Annotated in this window: 17 protein-coding genes; 10 read left to right on the top strand and 7 right to left on the bottom strand. The window is 63.5% G+C overall.

Annotation, left to right across the window (positions count from 1 at the left end; genetic code table 11):
* Positions 1-7 precede the first annotated feature (7 nt).
* A complete protein-coding gene (locus tag LU688_RS13270) occupies positions 8-859 on the bottom strand; it encodes an RHS repeat-associated core domain-containing protein (protein WP_160291190.1) in 852 nt (283 codons plus the stop codon).
* A 199-nt stretch (positions 860-1,058) separates the two neighbouring features.
* On the opposite strand from LU688_RS13270, the gene LU688_RS13265 reads away from it, so the two are divergent.
* Both LU688_RS13265 and LU688_RS13260 read left to right on the top strand, forming a co-directional pair.
* The gene (locus tag LU688_RS13265) at positions 1,059-3,059 is read left to right on the top strand and encodes a peptidase U32 family protein (protein ID WP_094011237.1); all 2,001 of its coding nucleotides are present in this window, start codon (positions 1,059-1,061) and stop codon (positions 3,057-3,059) included.
* Positions 3,060-3,142: 83 nt separating this feature from the next.
* Positions 3,143-4,033, top strand: a complete 891-nt coding sequence (locus LU688_RS13260; protein WP_094011236.1) for a universal stress protein — start codon at positions 3,143-3,145, stop codon at positions 4,031-4,033.
* 73 nt (positions 4,034-4,106) lie between these two features.
* On the opposite strand, the gene LU688_RS13255 is transcribed toward LU688_RS13260, so the two are convergent.
* The 3 genes from LU688_RS13255 to ptrR form a co-directional block, all read right to left on the bottom strand.
* Complete coding sequence (locus LU688_RS13255) at positions 4,107-4,628, bottom strand: acyloxyacyl hydrolase (RefSeq protein ID WP_031314880.1); 522 nt, start codon at positions 4,626-4,628, stop codon at positions 4,107-4,109.
* A 291-nt stretch (positions 4,629-4,919) separates the two neighbouring features.
* A complete protein-coding gene (locus LU688_RS13250; protein WP_023629989.1) occupies positions 4,920-5,363 on the bottom strand; it encodes a hypothetical protein in 444 nt (147 codons plus the stop codon).
* Between the two features lie 101 nt (positions 5,364-5,464).
* A complete protein-coding gene (gene ptrR / locus LU688_RS13245; protein ID WP_094011262.1) occupies positions 5,465-6,340 on the bottom strand; it encodes a putrescine utilization regulator PtrR in 876 nt (291 codons plus the stop codon).
* Between the two features lie 105 nt (positions 6,341-6,445).
* Here ptrR and LU688_RS13240 point away from each other — a divergent pair, with 105 nt between their 5' ends.
* On the top strand, positions 6,446-7,831 hold the full coding sequence (locus LU688_RS13240) for an aldehyde dehydrogenase family protein (RefSeq protein WP_160291189.1): 1,386 nt from the start codon (positions 6,446-6,448) through the stop codon (positions 7,829-7,831).
* Between the two features lie 87 nt (positions 7,832-7,918).
* Here LU688_RS13240 and LU688_RS13235 read toward each other — a convergent pair whose 3' ends face one another.
* Entirely contained in the window at positions 7,919-8,815 is an 897-nt protein-coding gene (locus LU688_RS13235) for a helix-turn-helix domain-containing protein (protein ID WP_023631636.1), read from the bottom strand.
* 164 nt (positions 8,816-8,979) lie between these two features.
* Here LU688_RS13235 and LU688_RS13230 point away from each other — a divergent pair, with 164 nt between their 5' ends.
* The 6 genes from LU688_RS13230 to LU688_RS13205 all read left to right on the top strand — a co-directional run bounded on the left by LU688_RS13230 (position 8,980) and on the right by LU688_RS13205 (position 14,944).
* On the top strand, positions 8,980-10,338 hold the full coding sequence (locus LU688_RS13230; protein ID WP_028689491.1) for a glutamine synthetase family protein: 1,359 nt from the start codon (positions 8,980-8,982) through the stop codon (positions 10,336-10,338).
* 69 nt (positions 10,339-10,407) lie between these two features.
* On the top strand, positions 10,408-11,496 hold the full coding sequence (locus LU688_RS13225) for a polyamine ABC transporter substrate-binding protein (protein ID WP_023631637.1): 1,089 nt from the start codon (positions 10,408-10,410) through the stop codon (positions 11,494-11,496).
* A 13-nt stretch (positions 11,497-11,509) separates the two neighbouring features.
* Positions 11,510-12,805 carry an NAD(P)/FAD-dependent oxidoreductase gene (locus tag LU688_RS13220; protein WP_110605022.1) on the top strand — a complete coding sequence of 432 codons (1,296 nt, stop codon included), beginning with the start codon at positions 11,510-11,512 and terminating at the stop codon, positions 12,803-12,805.
* A 130-nt stretch (positions 12,806-12,935) separates the two neighbouring features.
* Positions 12,936-13,613 (top strand): DUF3313 domain-containing protein, encoded by a 678-nt coding sequence (locus LU688_RS13215; RefSeq protein ID WP_094011261.1) that lies wholly within the window; start codon positions 12,936-12,938, stop codon positions 13,611-13,613.
* Between the two features lie 262 nt (positions 13,614-13,875).
* Positions 13,876-14,469, top strand: a complete 594-nt coding sequence (locus LU688_RS13210; RefSeq protein WP_094011233.1) for a DUF1842 domain-containing protein — start codon at positions 13,876-13,878, stop codon at positions 14,467-14,469.
* 19 nt (positions 14,470-14,488) lie between these two features.
* Complete coding sequence (locus tag LU688_RS13205) at positions 14,489-14,944, top strand: DUF1842 domain-containing protein (protein ID WP_023631249.1); 456 nt, start codon at positions 14,489-14,491, stop codon at positions 14,942-14,944.
* Positions 14,945-15,014: 70 nt separating this feature from the next.
* On the opposite strand, the gene LU688_RS13200 is transcribed toward LU688_RS13205, so the two are convergent.
* Together LU688_RS13200 and LU688_RS13195 are read right to left on the bottom strand one after the other, a co-directional pair.
* Entirely contained in the window at positions 15,015-16,322 is a 1,308-nt protein-coding gene (locus tag LU688_RS13200) for a serine/threonine transporter (RefSeq protein WP_023631248.1), read from the bottom strand.
* Between the two features lie 114 nt (positions 16,323-16,436).
* Positions 16,437-17,813: an L-serine ammonia-lyase gene (locus LU688_RS13195; RefSeq protein ID WP_094011231.1), complete on the bottom strand. Its 1,377-nt coding sequence runs from the start codon at positions 17,811-17,813 to the stop codon at positions 16,437-16,439.
* A gap of 146 nt (positions 17,814-17,959) precedes the next feature.
* Here LU688_RS13195 and LU688_RS13190 point away from each other — a divergent pair, with 146 nt between their 5' ends.
* A complete protein-coding gene (locus LU688_RS13190; RefSeq protein ID WP_046855778.1) occupies positions 17,960-18,907 on the top strand; it encodes a LysR substrate-binding domain-containing protein in 948 nt (315 codons plus the stop codon).
* Positions 18,908-18,961: the final 54 nt, after the last annotated feature.

Raw genomic sequence — 18,961 nt, 5'->3', positions numbered from 1 at the left:
GACAAACTCAGGTTTCATCACCCCCGCTACCATGATTAACCAAGAGTTGATCCGGCCCGCCCAACCGCCTGATTTCTATGTTTTTCGCTCGAGTAAGATACCCGTCATACTTCTTCCCTATCCCCTTGACAGATTTATCAGAATAATACGAAATCGCTGCAGCAAGTACACCACCTATGAGTATCTCGGACTTTTGCTCATCCGAAATGTTTTTATTCTGGCCTCCAGCGCGCGCGTCATTATACGAAGCCGCCAAACTAATATAAGCCGCAAAGTAAGCCCCCGCACTTGTCGCTGCCGCCACGCCAAGCTTTAACACATCCCACTTCGAAACGTCCGGCAAACTACTAGCGTCCTCCGGAGAATTTTTAATCAGTCGTTTTTTGACCACAGCGTATTCAACTATACTCATTGTCGATTCTATATGCTTTGGCAGTCTAGTAGCCGTCGACGCTTCCATGATGGGCAAGGCAAATTGCAAATTCTTCACTTCAAACAACCACGACCAAGTCGAAGTAGCAGTCGAATCCAGAGCAGGTGTCACGCTTGAAACAGTGGGGGCTCTCCCATCACGATCATGATAATTAACCGGATCTCCCTGACAGTAGGCATAGGTATTTATCCCGCCTTTGCCGAACGGACTCAACCGGTCAGATGAGCAGAAACGCATCAACCGCGGATTGAAAACCCGATGCCCGTTTCCCAGGTGATAAGTACCTGTCCCCGGTTCGCGCATCTGCCCGCAATAAGCCAATCGATGTCCGATTACCAGGGTCAACGCCCCATAGGGCGGATAGGCCCTGGTATCGCCAAGCACTGACAGCTGTCTGTCGGCCCTGCTCAGATGTGTGTGAACCATGGCGCCCTCGCGGCCGGTCGGTATCGCTTGACGTTAACAGCGATGCGCCGTGGGCAACACTGACAGAATTACCAGGTGTACTGCGCTATCGAACCCGGTAGTCGCACCTGGCCAGGCGGGTTCATCAGTTAAAGATGCTGCCACTCCATTTCACCGCTACAATGCCCGCCTTACCGTGACAGCCCGAACCTATAACGACATGTCCCTTCCAAAGCACCACCTGGAACTGCTCAGCCCTGCCCGTGACGTGAGCATCGCCCGCGAGGCGATCCTGCACGGCGCCGACGCCATCTATATCGGCGGCCCGAGCTTCGGCGCGCGCCACAACGCCTGCAACGAGGTCAGCGACATCGCCGAGCTGGTCGAGTTCGCCCGGCGCTACCATGCCCGCGTGTTCACCACCATCAATACCATCCTCCACGACAACGAGCTGGAGCCAGCACGCAAGCTGATCCACCAGCTATACGATGCCGGTGTCGATGCACTGATCGTGCAGGACCTGGGGGTGATGGAGCTGGATATCCCGCCGATCGAGCTGCATGCCAGCACCCAAACCGATATCCGCACCCTGGAGCGGGCCAAGTTCCTCGACCAGGCCGGCTTTTCCCAGCTGGTGCTGGCTCGCGAGCTGAACCTGCAGCAGATCCGCAGCATCGCCGCCGAGACCGACGCCGCCATCGAGTTCTTCATCCATGGCGCGCTGTGCGTGGCCTTCTCCGGCCAGTGCAACATCTCCCACGCCCAGACCGGGCGTAGTGCGAATCGCGGCGATTGCTCCCAGGCCTGCCGCCTGCCGTATACCCTCAAGGACGACCAGGGACGCGTGGTCGCTTTCGAGAAGCACCTGCTGTCGATGAAGGACAACAACCAGACCGCCAACCTGCGCGACCTGGTCGATGCCGGTGTGCGCTCGTTCAAGATCGAAGGTCGTTACAAGGACATGGGCTATGTGAAGAACATCACCGCCCACTACCGCAAGGAACTCGACGCCATCCTCGAGGACCGCCCCGAGCTGGCTCGCGCCTCCAGTGGCCGCACCGAGCACTTCTTCGTGCCGGATCCGGACAAGACCTTCCACCGCGGTAGCACCGACTACTTCGTCAGCGACCGCAAGATCGATATCGGCGCCTTCGACTCTCCAACCTTCACTGGCCTGCCAGTGGGTGTGGTCGAGAAAGTCGGCAAGCGCGACCTGCTTGTGACCACCGATGTCCCGCTGACCAACGGCGACGGCCTCAACGTGCTGGTCAAACGCGAGGTGGTGGGCTTCCGCGCCAACATCGCCGAGCTGAGAAGCGAATCCGAGGAGGACGGCCAGAAGCGCTACCGCTACCGAGTCGAGCCCAACGAGATGCCCGAGGGCTTGTACAAGCTCCGCCCAAACCATCCGCTTTCGCGCAACCTCGACCACAACTGGCAACAGGCGTTGCAGCGTACGTCGTCAGAGCGCCGGGTGGCTGTCGAATGGCATGCCGTGCTGCGTGAGCAGCGTTTGCTGCTGACCCTCGGCAGCGAGGAAGGGGTCAGCGTGCAGGTCGCGCTGGACGGTCCGTTCGGTACCGCCAACAAGCCGGAACAGGCGCTCGAGCAACTGCACGACCTGCTCGGCCAGTTGGGCACCACGATGTACCACGCCGACGCCATCGAAATCGATGCGCCCCAGGCGTTCTTCATTCCCAACTCGCAGCTCAAGGCGCTGCGTCGCGAGGCCATCGAGGCACTGACAGAAGCGCGGATCAAGGCCCATCCCCGTGGCGGGCGCAAGGCCGAGACCACGCCACCGCCGGTGTACCCAGAGTCGCACCTGTCGTTCCTGGCCAACGTCTACAACCAGAAGGCCCGCGACTTCTACCATCGCCATGGTGTGCAACTCATCGATGCGGCGTACGAGGCCCATGAGGAGCACGGCGAAGTGCCGGTGATGATCACCAAGCACTGCCTGCGCTTCTCCTTCAACCTGTGCCCCAAGCAGGCCAAGGGTGTGACCGGCGTGCGCACCAAGGTGGCGCCGATGCAACTGATCCAGGGCGATGAAGTGCTCACCCTGAAGTTCGACTGCAAACCCTGCGAGATGCATGTGATCGGCAAGATGAAGAGCCATATCATCGACCTGCCGACCCCAGGTAGCGCGGTGGCCCAGGTGGTCGGACACATCAGCCCGGAAGACCTGCTCAAGACCATCCCGCGCGCGCCGCACTGAGGCATGACCCGTCGTCGCTCCAGCGGACGTCACCGGCGGCGGGTCTAGACTGAACAGGGGGCAGCCACACGTGGAGGTGTGAGATGAGCCAGTTCAAGCGATTGTTGGTCATGCTCGGCCCGCAGATGCGCCATACGCCTGCCCTGCAGCGCGCCGCGGCGCTGGCCGAGTCCAGTGGGGCCCTGCTGGACCTCAACGTCTTCGTCGACGATATCGACACCTTCGGCCTGATGAGCGACAGCCGTGAGCGCGAGCGGCTGCTCGAGGACAACCGCCAATGGCTGGCCGACGAGGCCGAGCAACTGCGTAATGCCGGCCTGGATGTCTCTACCGAACTGCTGCTGAGCCGTGATCCACTGGGCAGCGTGCTTGAACAGGTCGAGCGGCTGGGCTGCGACCTGCTGGTCAAGGACGTGCAGCACGAACCCATCCTCAAGCGCCTGCTGGTCACTCCGCTGGACTGGCAACTGCTCAAGGACAGCCCGGTGGCGGTGCACCTGGTCAGCGATATCCGCCTGCCCCTGCCCCGACAGATCGCCGCGGCGGTCGACCTCAACAGCCATGGCGCCGGCGAGCACCTGGACGATGCGGTATTCCGCAGCGCTCATGCCCTGGCCCTGCAGTGCAACGCTGAGCTGCATCTGTTGCATGTGTGCGATGCGACCAGGAGCCATATCGCCGACTTCGGCGCCGGCACCGTGACCATGCCCGGCTTCGACACCAGCCTGCGCACGGCCCAGCGCGCGGCATTCAACCGCCTGGGCGATCACTACCAGATCGACCTGGAACGCCGCCACTTCCTCGAAGGGCCGGCGGTCAAGGCGATCACCCACTACATCGCCACCCATCGGGTCGATGTGATCGTCATGGGTAACCACCGTCACGATGCGTTGCAGGCGTTTCTCGGTGGCACCACCGCGCATGTGTTGGAGCATCCGCTGTGTAATGTGCTGGCGATAAAGGCTGTGCGCTGAATGCCATCGTGGGGCAAACCTGCTCCCACACTGCGGGAGCAGGCTCGCCCTACAATCAGTAGCCTGGGGGAACTCAGAACGCCTTGCTGTAGAACAGCGAGTACGACTCGATCCCGTCGTTTGGCTGTTTAAGCCCGGCATTGGAATAATGAATGGCGCGAATGCCGACCTTCTGCTCCGCCGGCAACTTGAGGCCAAAACCGATCCGGTCCTCGAAGTTCACCGACGAGCCCAGGCGCTGGTCGCCCACGTCGGTCTTGGAGAACGCCGCCAGGCCGATACCCGCCTCGATGAACGGGGTGTAGGTGAAACCACTGAACTCATAGACGAACACCGGGCTGATCGACAGCGAGTGCGCCCCACTGGCCTCACCGCCTTCCCAGTAGGTGTAGGCTGCATCCCAGTATCCGGTCAGATGACCGGTGCCGCTCTCAAGCCATTTCTTGTCCCAGTCGAAGGACAGGCCGATGCGGTAGGTCATGTCGCCCTGGCCAGTAGCACCCACGGCAGCCGACACCTGCGCGGCCTGGGCCAGGTTGGCGCCGGCGAACGCCAGCACGGCCGCGGCCAACGTTGTGGCGAGACGGGTTTTCATCAATGACTTTCTCCTGATGGTCTTCACGGGCAGGGCCGCGAAATGCGCGTCCCTGCGTCAATGGAGGCTAAGCCTCTCGTTCTTCCTGCGTTGGCAACCCCAGACTATACAAGGGTTACAAGCGGTAATACTTCTTTGATTATTGCCAGAATGTACTGAGAGTGGGAAGTGATTTGCCACTATTGGCTAAGGGACATTAGGCGCTTGCCATTGGTGCAGCCATATTCCGCCTCCTCGTGCTCTCCCAGCTATCAACCTTGCCTGGGCGTCACTCGCCCTGGGACAGGAACCTTACCGCCAGTTGAGATCAACCCGCGCCGGTGCCTTGCCGTCCACCAGCACCTGCTGCTGCACCGTCTGGCCCTCGGCATTGCCGACCACACGGTATTGCCCAGGGGGCAATTGCACGAAGATCAACGGGCCGACATCCTGCAACATCAGTACTGACTGCCCTTGGACCGACTGTATATCCACCGTGGCACCACTCTGAAACTTGCCTTCGGCACCGGTCGAGAGGGTGATGTGCAGATCGTAGCCGGGGGTGCGGCGCAGGGCATCGGCTTCATCCTGGCCGATACCGCCCTGCAGATAACGTATGCCGTTCTGTTGCTGGGGCTGCAATTGCACGCCCTGCGGATCGATGGGGGTATTCAGGCCGGTGGCCGCTGCGAGGCTCCAAGGCATGGCCAGTGTCAGCAACAGCGCGGCGCAAAGGCCGTAATGATGAGTGCGCATGGTGCATTCCTCCCTCCACGGGATGGTCTACACAGTTTGGAGGGCTTTCCGCGGCTCGGGTTCGCCTGTCGACGCACCGTTAATCCGGGTGACGCTGCCCTTCAAGCCGAGGGCAGCTCACGACGTTCTTCGAGCAACTTGATGAACATGCTCAAGCTGCGCGACACCGTGCCCCGCCGCCACACCAGCCAAGTCTTGAGATAGCGGAAGTCCTCGGCCATCGGCCAGGCACTGACCGTGCTGCACCCCGGCATGTTGTCGAGCATGCTGCGCGGCAGCATCGCCAGGCCTGCGCCTGCACTGACGCAGGCGAGCATGCCGTGGTAAGACTCCATCTCGTGGATCTTGCCCGGCACCGCCTGGTCATGGACGAACCAGCTTTCGAAGTGGTGGCGGTACGAGCAGTTGGCGCGAAAAGCGTAGATGCTCGAGCCATTGACGTCACGGGCACGGGTCACGGGCGGGTGGTTGAGCGGCGCGATGACCATCATCTCCTCCTCGAACACCGGCATGCCTTCCAGCGTCGGGTGCAGCACCGGTCCATCGACGAAAGCCGCCACCAGGCGCCCGGACAACACCCCTTCGAGCATGGTCCCCGACGGCCCGGTGGACAGGTCCAGGTCGACCTTCGGATAACGCTGGTTGTAGGCCGCCAGCAAGGCCGGGATACGCACTGCGGCAGTGCTTTCCAGCGAACCAAGGGCAAAAGTGCCCTGCGGGTCCTCCCCCGCCACGGTCAGGCGCGCCTCGTGTACCAGGTCGAGGATGCGCCGGGTGTACTCGAGGAAGTTCCAGCCGGCCGGCGACAGGCGCAGGCGGCTCTTCTCGCGGATGAACAGCTCGACGCCCAGGTCCTCCTCCAATTGCTTGATACGGGTGGTCAGGTTCGACGGCACCCGATGGATCTGCTGGGCGGCGGCGCTGATGCTGCCGTGCTCGGCCACGGCCTTGAACATCTCGAGTTGCACCAGGTCCACAGTCATTCTCCAAACGTGAATGTTTCGCTCATTATTATTCAGTTTTCATTAAAGCACGCCACCACTAGTCTGCGCTCACCCCATCAGAACAATGAGAGTCCTGCCATGAGCGAGATCAGCAGCCTGACCCACGCCATCTCCGTCGACCCCTACAGCGGCGAACGGATCGGCCATTACGCCTTCGACACCGACGCCGCACTGGACGCGGCGCTGCAACGCGCCAAGGCAGGCTACAGCCAGTGGCGCCAAGTGTCGCTGGGTCAGCGCAGCGAGTACCTGGTCGCGCTCGGGCAGGCCCTGCAAGCCAACGCCGAGGCCTTCGCCCAGATGATCGCCCGCGAGATCGGCAAGCCGATCAGCCAGGCCCGCGGTGAAGTCAGCAAGTGTGTCGGCCTGTGCCAGTGGTACGCCGAACATGGCCCGGCCATGCTGGCGCCGGAGCCGACCCAGATCGACAAGGCCCGTATCGAATACCGACCGCTGGGCCCGATCCTCGCCGTGATGCCGTGGAACTTCCCGGTCTGGCAAGTGCTGCGCGGCGCGGTGCCGGCGCTGCTGGCGGGCAACACCTACGTGCTCAAGCACGCGCCCAACGTGATGGGCAGCGCCTACCTGCTGGCCGACCTGTTCAAACGCGCCGGTCTGCCTGAAGGCGTGTTCGAGGTGCTCAATGTCACTCCGGACGGCGTCACCCGCGCCATCAACGACCCGCGCATCGCCGCCATCACCCTGACCGGCAGCGTGCGCGCCGGCATGGCCATCGGTGCGCAAGCGGGCGCGGCGCTGAAGAAGTGCGTGCTGGAGCTGGGCGGCTCCGATCCGTTCATCGTACTGGCCGATGCCGACCTCGATGCCGCGGTGAAGGCCGCCGTGATCGGTCGCTACCAGAACACCGGCCAAGTCTGCGCCGCCGCCAAGCGCCTGATTGTCGAAGAAAGCATTGTCGAGGCGTTCACCCACAAGTTCGTCGAGGCCACCCGTACGTTGACCATGGGCAATCCGCTGGACGACGCCACCTACATCGGCCCGATGGCCCGCTACGACCTGCGCGATGAACTCGACGGGCAGGTCCAGGCGACCCTCGCCGAAGGCGCCACCCTGCTGCTGGGGGGTAAGAAGGTCGAAGGCGCGGCCAACTTCTACGAACCAACAGTATTCGCTAACGTCACCCCGGACATGACCGCGTTCAAGCAGGAGCTGTTCGGCCCGGTGGCGGCGATCATCAGCGCCCGCGACGCCGACCATGCCGTGGCGCTGGCCAACGACAGCGAATTCGGCCTGGCCGCGACCATCTACACCGCCGACTATGCCTTGGCCGAGCGCATGACCGCCGTGCTGGACACCGGCGGCGTGTTCATCAACGGCTACTGCGCATCCGACCCCCGTGTGGCGTTCGGTGGCGTGAAGAAAAGTGGCTTTGGCCGCGAGCTGTCGCACTTCGGCGTGCGCGAGTTCACCAATGCCCAGACGGTATGGCTGGATCGCAACTGATCTGCCAGCTTGCCCCTGCAACCAGGCAGGGGCAAGCAAGCTGAGGCAACGGGCGCAGATTTTCACCCACGAAGGGCTCGACTTCCATCAGCTCTTGCAGCGCCGAAGCGTCTCGCTCGGCAGTTCGCGAAACAGCTGCCGGTAGCTTTCGGAAAACCGCCCCAGATGCCAGAACGACCAGCGCATCGCCACCTCGGCCACGGTTGCGTCACCCACCAGCAGGTCACGCCGCGCGCCGTTCAGGCGACGCAGGCGCAACCAATGCGCCGGTGGCAGGTTGGTGAAACCCTTGAAGGCTTGCTGCAACTGACGCACGGAAACCCCGGCGACCTTGGCCAGCTGCAGCAGGTTGAGGGTTTCGTCAGGGCAGTCGGCGGCCCACTCGCTGACCCGACGCATGATCGCCCGCTCCTCGTCGCGCCGCCCCAGCGCATCTCCCTGCAGATGCTGCCCGGCGTTGTCGAGGATGAACAGGCAGTCCTCCAGCAACTGCTCGCGCAACGCCCCGCCCTCCAGCGGGCAATCGGCCTGGCCCAGCTGGGTGAGCGTGGCACTCAGCCAGTTGCCGAACAAGGCGTTCTGCTGGCAGGTCAACGGCACCATGAACAAGCCGCGCAGGCGCTCCAGGTCGAGGCCGTGGCTGGCCAAAAACGGCTGCTCGAACACCACCGCCACCTCCTGGTAGTTCTCCGGGGTGATCCAGATATTGCGGCTGTCTTCGTTGAGCAGGTAGAGGCTGTTTTCGCTGCGGTCGAAGCAGAACGCCAGGGCGCCGCTGGGGGCGCGAAAGAACTGCTCGACCCGGGTGTTCAGGCGCTCTTCGTACACCTCCACGCCATCAAGGCCCAGCCAGCGCAACTGACCGTTGAAATGCCCGGGGGACATCTGTCGGTATTGCTGCTGCCAGCCGGGGGTGGCGCGGGTCTGTTCGGTCACATCGGTGGTGCGGTAATGCTGGACCTGCAAGGCGGTTGGCGTTGTCACGCGCTGTCCTAGTTGCACTCTTTTGGTGCATTCGTTGCCGAAGAAAGTGGATAGATCGCCCTGGGGCGCAGCGACCAAGATAGTCCTCAGCGTCACCTGTGGGAAGTGCCCCTCGGCACTGAACGCCTTGCGTCCCACCACAACTACCCAACCAAGAGGTTTGTATGAACGCCCCCTTCGATCAGCTGTCCACCTGGCTGAAAGAACACCGGATCACCGAAGTCGAATGCGTGATCAGCGACCTGACCGGCATCGCTCGCGGCAAGATCGCCCCGACCGCCAAGTTCCTCCATGAGCGCGGCATGCGCCTGCCCGAAAGCGTGCTGCTGCAGACTGTCACTGGCGACTATGTCGATGACGACATCTACTACAGCCTGCTCGACGCCGCCGACATCGACATGGTCTGCCGCCCCGACCCCACGGCGGTGTACCAGATCCCCTGGGCCATCGAACCGACCGCGATCGTCATCCACGACACCTTCGACAAGCAGGGCAACCCGATCGAGCTGTCGCCGCGCAACGTGCTGAAGAAAGTGCTCAAGCTGTATGCCGACAAGGGCTGGCAGCCGATCGTCGCGCCGGAGATGGAGTTCTACCTGACCCAGCGCTGCGAGGACCCTGACCTGCCGCTGCAAGTGCCGCTGGGCCGCTCGGGCCGCGCCGAAAGTGGCCGTCAGTCGTTTTCCATCGATGCCGCCAACGAATTCGACCCGCTGTTCGAGGACGTCTACGACTGGTGCGAAATCCAGGGCCTGGACCTCGACACGCTGATCCATGAAGACGGCCCGGCGCAGATGGAGATCAACTTCCGCCACGGCGACGCCCTGGACCTGGCCGACCAGATAACCGTGTTCAAGCGCACGATGCGCGAGGCGGCGCTCAAGCACAACGTCACCGCCACCTTCATGGCCAAGCCGATCACCGACGAGCCAGGCAGCGCCATGCACCTGCACCAGAGCGTGGTCGACATCGCCACCGGCAAGCCGATCTTCGCCAATGACGACGGCAGCATGAGCGAGCTGTTCCTGCACCATATCGGCGGCCTGCAGAAGTACATCCCCAAGCTGCTGCCGATGTTCGCGCCGAACGTCAACTCGTTCCGCCGCTTCCTGCCCGACACCTCGGCGCCGGTGAACGTCGAATGGGGTGAGGAAAACCGTACCGCCGGCCTGCGCGTGCCAACCTCGAGCCCCGAAGCGATGCGCGTGGAAAACCGTTTGCCCGGCGCCGACGCCAACCCCTACCTGGCCATCGCCGCGAGCCTGTTGTGCGGTTACATCGGCATGGTCGAGAAACTCGAACCCAGCGCCCCGGTACAAGGCCGCGCCTATGAGCGGCGCAACCTGCGCCTGCCGATCACCATCGAGGACGCGTTGCAGCACATGGAAGACTGCGAAAAGGTGCAGCAGTACCTCGGGCAGCAGTTCGTCCAGGGCTACGTCGCGGTCAAGCGCGCCGAGCACGAGAACTTCAAGCGCGTGATCAGCTCGTGGGAGCGCGAATTCCTGCTGCTCAGCGTGTGATCCGCTTTGGGGCTGCACAGCAGCCCCTACACCACCGAACTCCAAGAACAAGACCAACGAGGTGTCGACATGCGTCATCCGCAAGCTTTGATCCCCGCAACCTTCGCCCTGCTGTTCGGCGCAGCCGTCCAGGCCCAGCCGACGGTGAGCGTGTACAACTGGACCGACTATATCGGTGACACCACCCTGGCCGACTTCCAGGCCAGCAGCGGGATCAAGGTGGTCTATGACGTGTTCGACTCCAACGAAACCCTGGAGGGCAAGCTGCTTGCCGGGCGCACCGGCTACGACGTGGTCGTGCCCTCCAACCATTTCCTCGCGCGCCAGGCCCAGGCCGGCGCGTTCCTGCCGCTGGACCGCAGCAAGCTGCCGAACTGGCGGCACCTGGACCCGAAACTGCTCAAGCAATTGGAGCAGAACGACCCGGGCAACCAGTACGCCGTACCGTACCTCTGGGGGACCAACGGCATCGGCTACAACGTCGACAAGGTCAAGGCGGTGCTGGGCATCGACAGGATCGACTCCTGGGCCGTGCTGTTCGAAGCCGAGAACCTGAAGAAGCTCAAGCAGTGCGGCGTGGCGTTCATGGACTCGCCCGACGAGCTCTACCCCGCCATGCTCAACTACCTGGGAATGAACCCGCGCAGCGAGAAGGCCGATGACTACAAAAAAGCCGAGGCCCGCCTGCTGGAGCTGCGCCCATACATCACCTACTTCCATTCCTCCAAGTACGTATCGGACCTGGCCAATGGCGATGTCTGCATCGCCTTCGGCTACTCCGGCGACGTACTGCAGGCCGCGCACCGCGCCGAAGAGGCCGGCAACGGCGTCAAGGTCGCCTACAGCATTCCCAAGGAAGGCAGCAACCTGTGGTTCGACCTGCTGGCCATCCCCAAGGACGCCAAGAACCCCGAGCAGGCCCTGGCCTTCATCAACTACCTGCTCGACCCCAAGGTGATCGCCAAGGTCAGTGCCACGGTCGGCTATGCCAACGCCAACCCCGACGCCAAGGCCGACATGGACCCGGCGCTGGTCGACAACCCCGAGATCTACCCGCCCCAGGAGGTGCTGGACAAACTGTATGTCTCGAGCATGCAGAGCCCGCCGATCCTGCGGCAGATGACCCGCTCCTGGAGCAAGATCAAGTCCAATCGCTGAGCCGAGCACACCCATGCCTCACATGACTGAACACACTGCCTCCTACTACGCCGCCTCGGCGCGCCAGGCGGCGACCTACCCCGCGCTCGACCAGGACCTGCAGGCCGATGTCTGCGTGGTCGGCGGTGGCCTGACCGGGGTCAACGCGGCCCTGGAGCTGGCCGAACGCGGCCTCTCGGTGATCCTGCTGGAGGCTCGCCGCATCGGTTGGGGCGCCAGCGGGCGCAATGGCGGGCAACTGATCCGCGGCATCGGCCATGACGTCTCGGGCTTTGCCCGGCACGTCGGCCAGGACGGCGTGCGTTACCTCAAGCAGGCCGGGATCGACTCGGTGGCGCTGGTCGCCCGCCGTATCGCGCAATATGGCATCGACTGCGACCTGCGCTGGGGGTTCTGCGAGCTGGCCAACACCCCTGCCCAGTTCTCCGCATTCGAGGACGAGCAACGCGACCTCGCCGAACTGGGCTACCCGCACGAGACCCGCCTGGTCGGCCCTGAGCGCATGCACGAGATCGTCGCCAGCGACCTGTACGCCGGCGGCCTGGTCGACATGGGCTCGGGCCATCTGCACCCGCTCGACCTGGTCCAGGGCGAAGCCCGCGCCGCCCATGGCCTGGGAGTGCGCATCTTCGAGCAGAGCCCGGTACTGCGCATAGAACATGGCAGTACGGTCACCCTGCACACCGCCCGCGGCCAGGTGCGCGCGCAGAGCCTGGTACTCGGCTGCAACGCCCACCTTGACGAACTAGAGCCACGCTTGACTGGCAAGGTGCTGCCGGCGGGCAGCTACGTGGTGGCGACCGAGCCGCTGCCCGAAGACCTGGCGCGTACACTGATCCCGCAGAACATGGCGCTGTGCGACCAGAAAGTGGGCCTGGACTACTACCGCCTGACCGCCGACAACCGCCTGCTGTTCGGTGGCGCCTGCCACTATTCCGGCCGTGACCCCAAGGACATCGGTGCCTACATGCGGCCCAAGGTGCTCAAGGTGTTCCCGCAACTGGCCGAGGTGCGCCTGGACTACCAATGGGGCGGCATGATCGGCATCACCGCCAACCGCTTCCCCCAGGTCGGCCGGCTCAGCCAGCACCCCAACGTGTTCTATGCCCAGGGCTACTCCGGGCATGGCCTGAACGTCACCCACTGGACCGCGAAACTGCTCGCCGAAGCCATCGCCACCGAGCAAAGCCACGGCTTCGATGTGTTCCGCGCGGTGCCGCACCTGACCTTCCCCGGCGGCAAGGCACTGCGCTCGCCGCTGCTGGCGCTGGGGATGCTGTGGTATCGCTTGCGCGAGGCGCTGGGATGACGGCCCTGTAATGCCTGTGATTCAGCGTCACTTGGGGTTACTACACAGCCCATCAAAGACCCGGAAACTGGCCTTCGGCCCACCACCTGCTAGCGTTGTTCTGGCCCCTTCCCTCATGGACCTCGTCATCATGAAGCACCTGCCTCGCACTACCCTGCTGTGCGCTGCTCTGCTGGCCCTGGTTGCCTGCTCCAGCAACCGGGTCGATCCCAAGGACTACTCCGGGTTTCTCAAGGACTACAGCCGCCTGAAGCCGGCCGAAAGCATCTCCGGGGCGCCGGTCATGCGCTGGATCGACCCGGACGTGAAGGCCAGCCAGTACACCAAGGTGTTCATCGAACCGAGCCAGTTCTACCCAAAGCCGCAGCCGACCAACGTGATCTCGGCGCAGACCCTGCAAGAGATCACCCGCTACTTCAACGAAGCGATGCGTCGCGAACTGGGCAGCGTGCTTACCCTGGTCAAGGAGCCCGGCCCGAATACCATCGTGGTGCGCCCGGCGATCACTGCGGTCTCTACCAGCACCGAAGGCCTCAAGCCCTATGAAGTGATCCCCATCGCCCTGGTCGCCGCAGCGGTCAATACCGCCGCCGGAGGCCGCGACCAGGCCGTGGACATCGCCGTGGAAGCGGCCTTCCTCGATGGCGCCAGCCAGAATGTGCTGGCCCAGGTGGTGCGCAAGGGCAGTGGCAAGGACCTGGAGAACGACACCACGCAGCTGACCCTGAACGACGTCAAACCGGTGCTCGATGGCTGGGCCAGCGACATGCGCCGCAGCTTCGTGGCCCTGCAGCAGAAAGCCAAGTAAGTGACCAAATGGTCAATGCGCGACCGCCCGTCGGCCATGCTGTAAAAATGCCATCACTGCCTGGCCGGCCTGCTTAACTCAAGCGGGCTGCCAGGCAGGCGGCACCGCGTACCAGGGATGGCTGCACAAGCCGGCTGCCAACAGCTGCTCGCACCGGGCAAGCCTGTTCTCCCCGCCCGGTCTCCCACCTCCTCCGCCGCTTCGCCCGCCTGCGCCGCAATGGCTATTGGTTTTTCATTCATCGAATGCAACGGAGGCAATCATGTCTGAATCGCTGCTCGCACCGTCGGAAGGTCTTTTCCCGGTGTCCTACCTCATTGGTACCAACGCGCCAGGTGCCCCGCGCCTGCAGCTCGACCTGCTGGTCTACACGCCAGACCGCAGCGTCAACGGCCACGCGCTGATCACCCAGACCACCAACCCACCGCTGGAGCTGGCGCTGGATGTCTGGGGCACCTATAGCTACCTCACCGTGCAGCCGCCAAGCGAAGGCAAGATCCTGCTGACGGTGCGTGGCAACCATGGCGGCCCACACGCCAACTCGCCGGAACAGTTCGAACTGCGCGCGCTGCTCGACCAGGACTGGCAGAAAGGCACGGCCAGCTACCGCTACTACAACGGCCAGCGCTGGATCGAGGTGGACAACGTACCCGTCGTGCTGGAGCTCAAGCGCATCCAGACGCTGGCGAACGTCGACCTGACGACCGAACTGCACAACGCCACCGTGGAGGCAGTGATCGCCACCGGTGATGTCGCGCAAATCAAGCATCTGACCAGCGGTGCCGTGGGCAAAGCCCTGGAACAGGCCCTCGCCTCGACCAAAAGCCCGGCCGCCAAGGCCGCCAAGAAAGCCTGAGCAGACAAGGAGAATCAGCATGTCCTTCGGACTTTTTCATACCCGCCTGAACGTCAGCAACGGGCTGCTCGGCGCACCGATCCTGACCCTCGACCTGCTGGTGAATACCGTGCAGAAGAAGGTTACAGGCAGGGCTTCCATCATCCGGGCCACGCATCCGGTTCAGGTGTTCCAGGCCAAGGTGTGGGGTGGCTACAGCGAACTGCCGTTCGCGCCTGCGGGTAGCCCGTCGATTGTCCTGCACCTGGATGGCAGCCCAAGCGGCCCACTCAGCCAGATTGCCCAGACCTTCCACCTGCAGGGTTTGCTCGACCAGGGCTGGAATGCCGGCACCGCCAGCTACCGCTACTTCATCAACGGCCATTGGGTCGACCAGCATGGCCGCGTGCGCAAGGCGCCGGACATCACCCACCAGGATCAACCGCAACCAGCGGAGCGCCTGAAGGCCGCGATCAGGCACCTGGAAAGCGTCTGATCTGAACGGTCCGCGGGGCAAGTCCTCCCCCACGCGTTCACGTGGGAGCGGGCTTGCCCCGCGTCTTAGGTCAGGCCATGAAGCTGTAGGCGATCGCCGACAGCGTGGTCAAGCCGATCAGCACCACGAACACATTCGACAGCTTGCCCGAGTACTGGCGCAACGCTGGTACCTTCTGTACCGCGTACATCGGCATCAGGAACAGCAGGCAGGCGATCACCGGCCCACCGAGGCTCTCGATCAGCCCGAGGATGCTCGGGTTCAGGGTCGCCACCGCCCAGCAGGTCACCAGCATGAACAACGCGGTGGCGCGCTCCAGGCGCTTGGCCGGCCAGGTCTTGCCGCGCCCACGCAGGCTCTTGACGATCATGCCCTGGAAGCCTTCGCTGGCACCGATGTAGTGGCCGAGGAAAGACTTGGTGATTGCCACCAGCGCGATCAGTGGCGCGACGAAGGCGATCACCGGGGTCTGGAAGTGGTTGGCCAGGTACGACAGGATCGAGATGTTCTGCGCCTTGGCCGCAGCCAGGTCCGCCGGGCTCAGGGCCAGCACGCAGCTGAAGCAGAAGAACATCACTGTCAGCACCATCATCACATGGGCCGTGGCCAAGGTCCGGCCACTCTTGCGGTCGGCATCATGGCCATAGCGGTGCTTCTGGTCGACGGCGAAGGCCGAGATGATCGGCGAATGGTTGAACGAGAACACCATCACCGGAATCGCCAGCCACAAGGTCAGCAACAGCTTCGAGGCGCTGATGCCCTCGTTGGCCTGGGCGAAGAAAGCGCCGTTCCAGTTGGGGATCAGGCTCAGCGCCAGCAGCAGCAAGGAGGCGACGAAGGGATACACCAGCACGCTCATGGCCTTGACGATGATCTGCTGGCCGCAGCGCACCACGATCATCAACCCGCAGATCAGCAGTAATGCCAACAGCGCTCGAGGCGGCGCGCCGATGTGCAGCTGGTGCTCGAAGAAGCTGGTCAGGGTATTGGTCAATGCCACGCTGTAGACCAGCAGGATCGGGAAGATGGCGAAGAAGTACAGCAAGGTGATGAGCTTGCCGGCACCCACGCCGAAATGCTCCTCCACCACCTCGGTGATGTCCTCGTTGCCACCTTTGCGCCCGGACAGCACGAAGCGCGTCAGGGCGCGGTGGGCGAAGAAGGTCATGGGAAAGGCCAGCAGCGCCAGGATCAGCAGCGGCCAGAAGCCCCCGACCCCGGCGTTGATCGGCAGGAACAGGGTGCCGGCGCCGATCGCCGTGCCATACAGGCCCAGGGCCCAGGTAGTGTCGTGGCGGTTCCAGGTGGTCGAGCCACTGGCCGAAGCCGGGGCAGCCGAATGCGCACGAACGCTCGTGGTGCTTTGTACATCAGTCATGGGTATCGCCTTGTAGTTGTTTTTGTCGCAGGTACAGCGGGTGTTGCAGGTTCAATCAGGTTTTGCGGCACGTTGTGGGAGCACGCCCGCCCCCACGCAGTCAGCGCTTGTTTTTCAGCACTCGACGAACGCGACGGCCAGGCCGCCGCGTGAGGTTTCCTTGTAGTTGGCGTGCATGTCCGCGCCGGTATCGCGCATGGTGCGGATCACCCGGTCGAGGGAGATGAAGTGCTCGCCGTCGCCACGCAAGGCCATCTGCACGGCGTTGATGGCCTTCACCGCGGCAATCGCATTGCGCTCGATGCACGGGATCTGCACCAGCCCCCCCACCGGGTCGCAGGTCAGCCCGAGGTTGTGCTCCAGAGCGATCTCAGCGGCGTTTTCCAGTTGCGGCGGGGTCGCGCCAAGCACCTCGGCGAGCCCTGCGGCAGCCATCGAGCAGGCCGAGCCCACTTCACCCTGGCAACCGACTTCGGCGCCGGAAATCGAAGCGTTCTTCTTGCACAGGATGCCCACTGCGGCAGCGGCCAGGAGAAACGCCACCACATCGTCGTCACAGGCGCCGGGGTTGAATTTCATGTAGTAGTGCAGCACCGCCGGGATGATGCCGGCTGCGCCGTTGGTGGGCGCGGTGACCATGCGCCCGCCGGCGGCGTTCTCTTCGTTGACCGCCAGGGCGAACAGGTTGACCCACTCCATGGCGCTGAGGGTCGAGCCGATCACGTTCGGCTTGCCCACCTCCTGCAGGCTGCGGTGCAGGCGCGCCGCCCGGCGCTTGACCTTGAGCCCGCCCGGCAGGATGCCTTCGTTGCGCAGGCCGTTGTCGACGCACTCGCCCATCGCCGCCCAGATCTTCAACAGGCCTTCGCGGACTTCATTTTCCGGGCGCCAGGCGCACTCGTTGGCCAGCATCAACTGACTGACGCTGAGGTTGTGGGCCTTGCACAGGGCCAGTAGTTCGGCACCGCTGGAAAACTCGTAAGGCAGTTCGACCAGGCCTTCGTCGCTCGAAGGCGCATCGATCTCAGCTTGTTCGACGATGAAGCCGCCGCCCACTGAAAAATAGGTCTGGCTGAACTGGCTGCCCTGCTCGTCGAAGCTTTCCAAGGTCATCGCATTGGGATGGTAGGCCAGGCTTTCGTCCAGCAGGCGCATGTCGCGGCTGAACTGGAAGTCGACCGGATGACTGCCGTCGAGCATCAGGCATTGCTCCTGCATCAGCTGGTCGATGCGTGGCTCGATGCTGTGCGGGTCGATCCGGTCCGGCCACTGGCCCATCAGCCCCAACAGGCAGGCACGGTCGGTGGCATGCCCGACCCCGGTGGCCGACAGCGAGCCATAAAGACGTACTTCGACCCGCCGAACCTGGGCCAGCAAGCTGCGCTCGCGCAGGGCCTGGGCAAAGGTCGCCGCGGCGCGCATGGGGCCGACGGTGTGGGAGCTGGACGGGCCGATGCCAATCTTGAAAAGGTCGAAAACACTGATAGCCATGCTAATGCCTGACCGTGGCGGCGATCTGCGACACGCCACGGCTCTCCAAAAAATTTGAGCGGTATTGCCAAGTTGCGCGATACTGCCGCGCTCAGGCCAGCTTGACCAACGAAACTTCCTACACAAGCCTTTAGCAGGACTAAACAATGAAAGGGCCATTGAATGGCCAGGTGTTCGTCTGGCTGCACGTGTTCTCCTGTGCGGCGCGACACCTGTCGTTCACCCGCTGCGCCGAAGAGCTGCACATCACCCCCGGAGCGGTCAGCCAGCAGATGCGGCAGCTCGAGGAGCGCCTGGGCTTTCGTCTGTTCCTGCGCCGTGCTCGCGGCGTCGAGTTGTCCGCCGAAGGCCAACGCCTGGCGCAGACCGTGGCCGAAGCCTACGGCAGCATCGAGGCCGAGCTGTTGCGCCTGGATGCCGGCGAGATCCGCGGCACCTTGCGCCTGCGTTCGATTCCCTCGTTCCTGGCCAAGTGGCTGACCCCGCGCCTGCCGCGCTTCCAGCAACGCTATCCGGACATCGAGCTGCGCCTGGTGGCCGAGGACAGCAACCAGGCGCTGCACCCGGAAGACTTCGACCTGGCCATCGACCTCAACGATGGCAGCTATCCGGGGATGCTCTCCACGCCTCTGCTCGACGAGCAGATCTTCCCGGTGTGCTCACCTGCCCTGCTGCGTGGTCGCCCGCCCCTGCACGGGCCGGCCGGCCTGGCCCACTACCCGCTGCTGCATGACATCACCGCCTGGCGCGGCAGCTCGGAATACGCCGAATGGGAGTTCTACCTCGACGGCATCGGCGCCAGTGGGCTGGACGTGCGCCGTGGGCACACGTTCAACCGCAACCACTTGACCATCGAGGCCGCCATCGCCGGTGTCGGCGTGGCCATCGCCCGGCGCACCCTGCTCAACGACGAACTGGAGCGCGGCGCGCTGATCGTGCCGTTCGGGGTGCCGATCGCCAACCACAAGCGTTATGTGCTGCTGTATCCCCCGGGCGGGTTGAGCCAGCCTGGGGCGCGGGCGGTGCATGACTGGTTGGTGGAAGAGGCGCAGAGCTTTCGCGCCATGCACCCACTGGCACTGCCGGCGACTTAAGACCAACACCTCCTGGAATGATAACGATTAGCATTGAGGTTTTACCTTTCTGAT

It is taken from the genome of Pseudomonas soli (assembly GCF_021283165.2).
In the GTDB taxonomy this organism is placed as follows: domain Bacteria; phylum Pseudomonadota; class Gammaproteobacteria; order Pseudomonadales; family Pseudomonadaceae; genus Aquipseudomonas; species Aquipseudomonas soli.
This window is presented reverse-complemented; position numbering and strand designations above follow the sequence as displayed.

What these genes read in the sequence shown, in the direction of transcription:
- LU688_RS13210 (WP_094011233.1), top strand. Translation starts at nt 13,876, where the DNA reads ATGTCTGAATCGCTGCTCGCACCGTCGGAAGGTCTTTTCCCGGTGTCC.
- LU688_RS13270 (WP_160291190.1), bottom strand. Translation starts at nt 859, where the DNA reads ATGGTTCACACACATCTGAGCAGGGCCGACAGACAGCTGTCAGTGCTT.
- LU688_RS13260 (WP_094011236.1), top strand. Translation starts at nt 3,143, where the DNA reads ATGAGCCAGTTCAAGCGATTGTTGGTCATGCTCGGCCCGCAGATGCGC.
- LU688_RS13190 (WP_046855778.1), top strand. Translation starts at nt 17,960, where the DNA reads ATGAAAGGGCCATTGAATGGCCAGGTGTTCGTCTGGCTGCACGTGTTC.
- LU688_RS13255 (WP_031314880.1), bottom strand. Translation starts at nt 4,628, where the DNA reads ATGAAAACCCGTCTCGCCACAACGTTGGCCGCGGCCGTGCTGGCGTTC.
- LU688_RS13240 (WP_160291189.1), top strand. Translation starts at nt 6,446, where the DNA reads ATGAGCGAGATCAGCAGCCTGACCCACGCCATCTCCGTCGACCCCTAC.
- LU688_RS13225 (WP_023631637.1), top strand. Translation starts at nt 10,408, where the DNA reads ATGCGTCATCCGCAAGCTTTGATCCCCGCAACCTTCGCCCTGCTGTTC.
- LU688_RS13265 (WP_094011237.1), top strand. Translation starts at nt 1,059, where the DNA reads ATGTCCCTTCCAAAGCACCACCTGGAACTGCTCAGCCCTGCCCGTGAC.
- LU688_RS13205 (WP_023631249.1), top strand. Translation starts at nt 14,489, where the DNA reads ATGTCCTTCGGACTTTTTCATACCCGCCTGAACGTCAGCAACGGGCTG.
- LU688_RS13220 (WP_110605022.1), top strand. Translation starts at nt 11,510, where the DNA reads ATGCCTCACATGACTGAACACACTGCCTCCTACTACGCCGCCTCGGCG.
- LU688_RS13200 (WP_023631248.1), bottom strand. Translation starts at nt 16,322, where the DNA reads ATGACTGATGTACAAAGCACCACGAGCGTTCGTGCGCATTCGGCTGCC.
- LU688_RS13215 (WP_094011261.1), top strand. Translation starts at nt 12,936, where the DNA reads ATGAAGCACCTGCCTCGCACTACCCTGCTGTGCGCTGCTCTGCTGGCC.
- LU688_RS13250 (WP_023629989.1), bottom strand. Translation starts at nt 5,363, where the DNA reads ATGCGCACTCATCATTACGGCCTTTGCGCCGCGCTGTTGCTGACACTG.
- LU688_RS13230 (WP_028689491.1), top strand. Translation starts at nt 8,980, where the DNA reads ATGAACGCCCCCTTCGATCAGCTGTCCACCTGGCTGAAAGAACACCGG.
- LU688_RS13195 (WP_094011231.1), bottom strand. Translation starts at nt 17,813, where the DNA reads ATGGCTATCAGTGTTTTCGACCTTTTCAAGATTGGCATCGGCCCGTCC.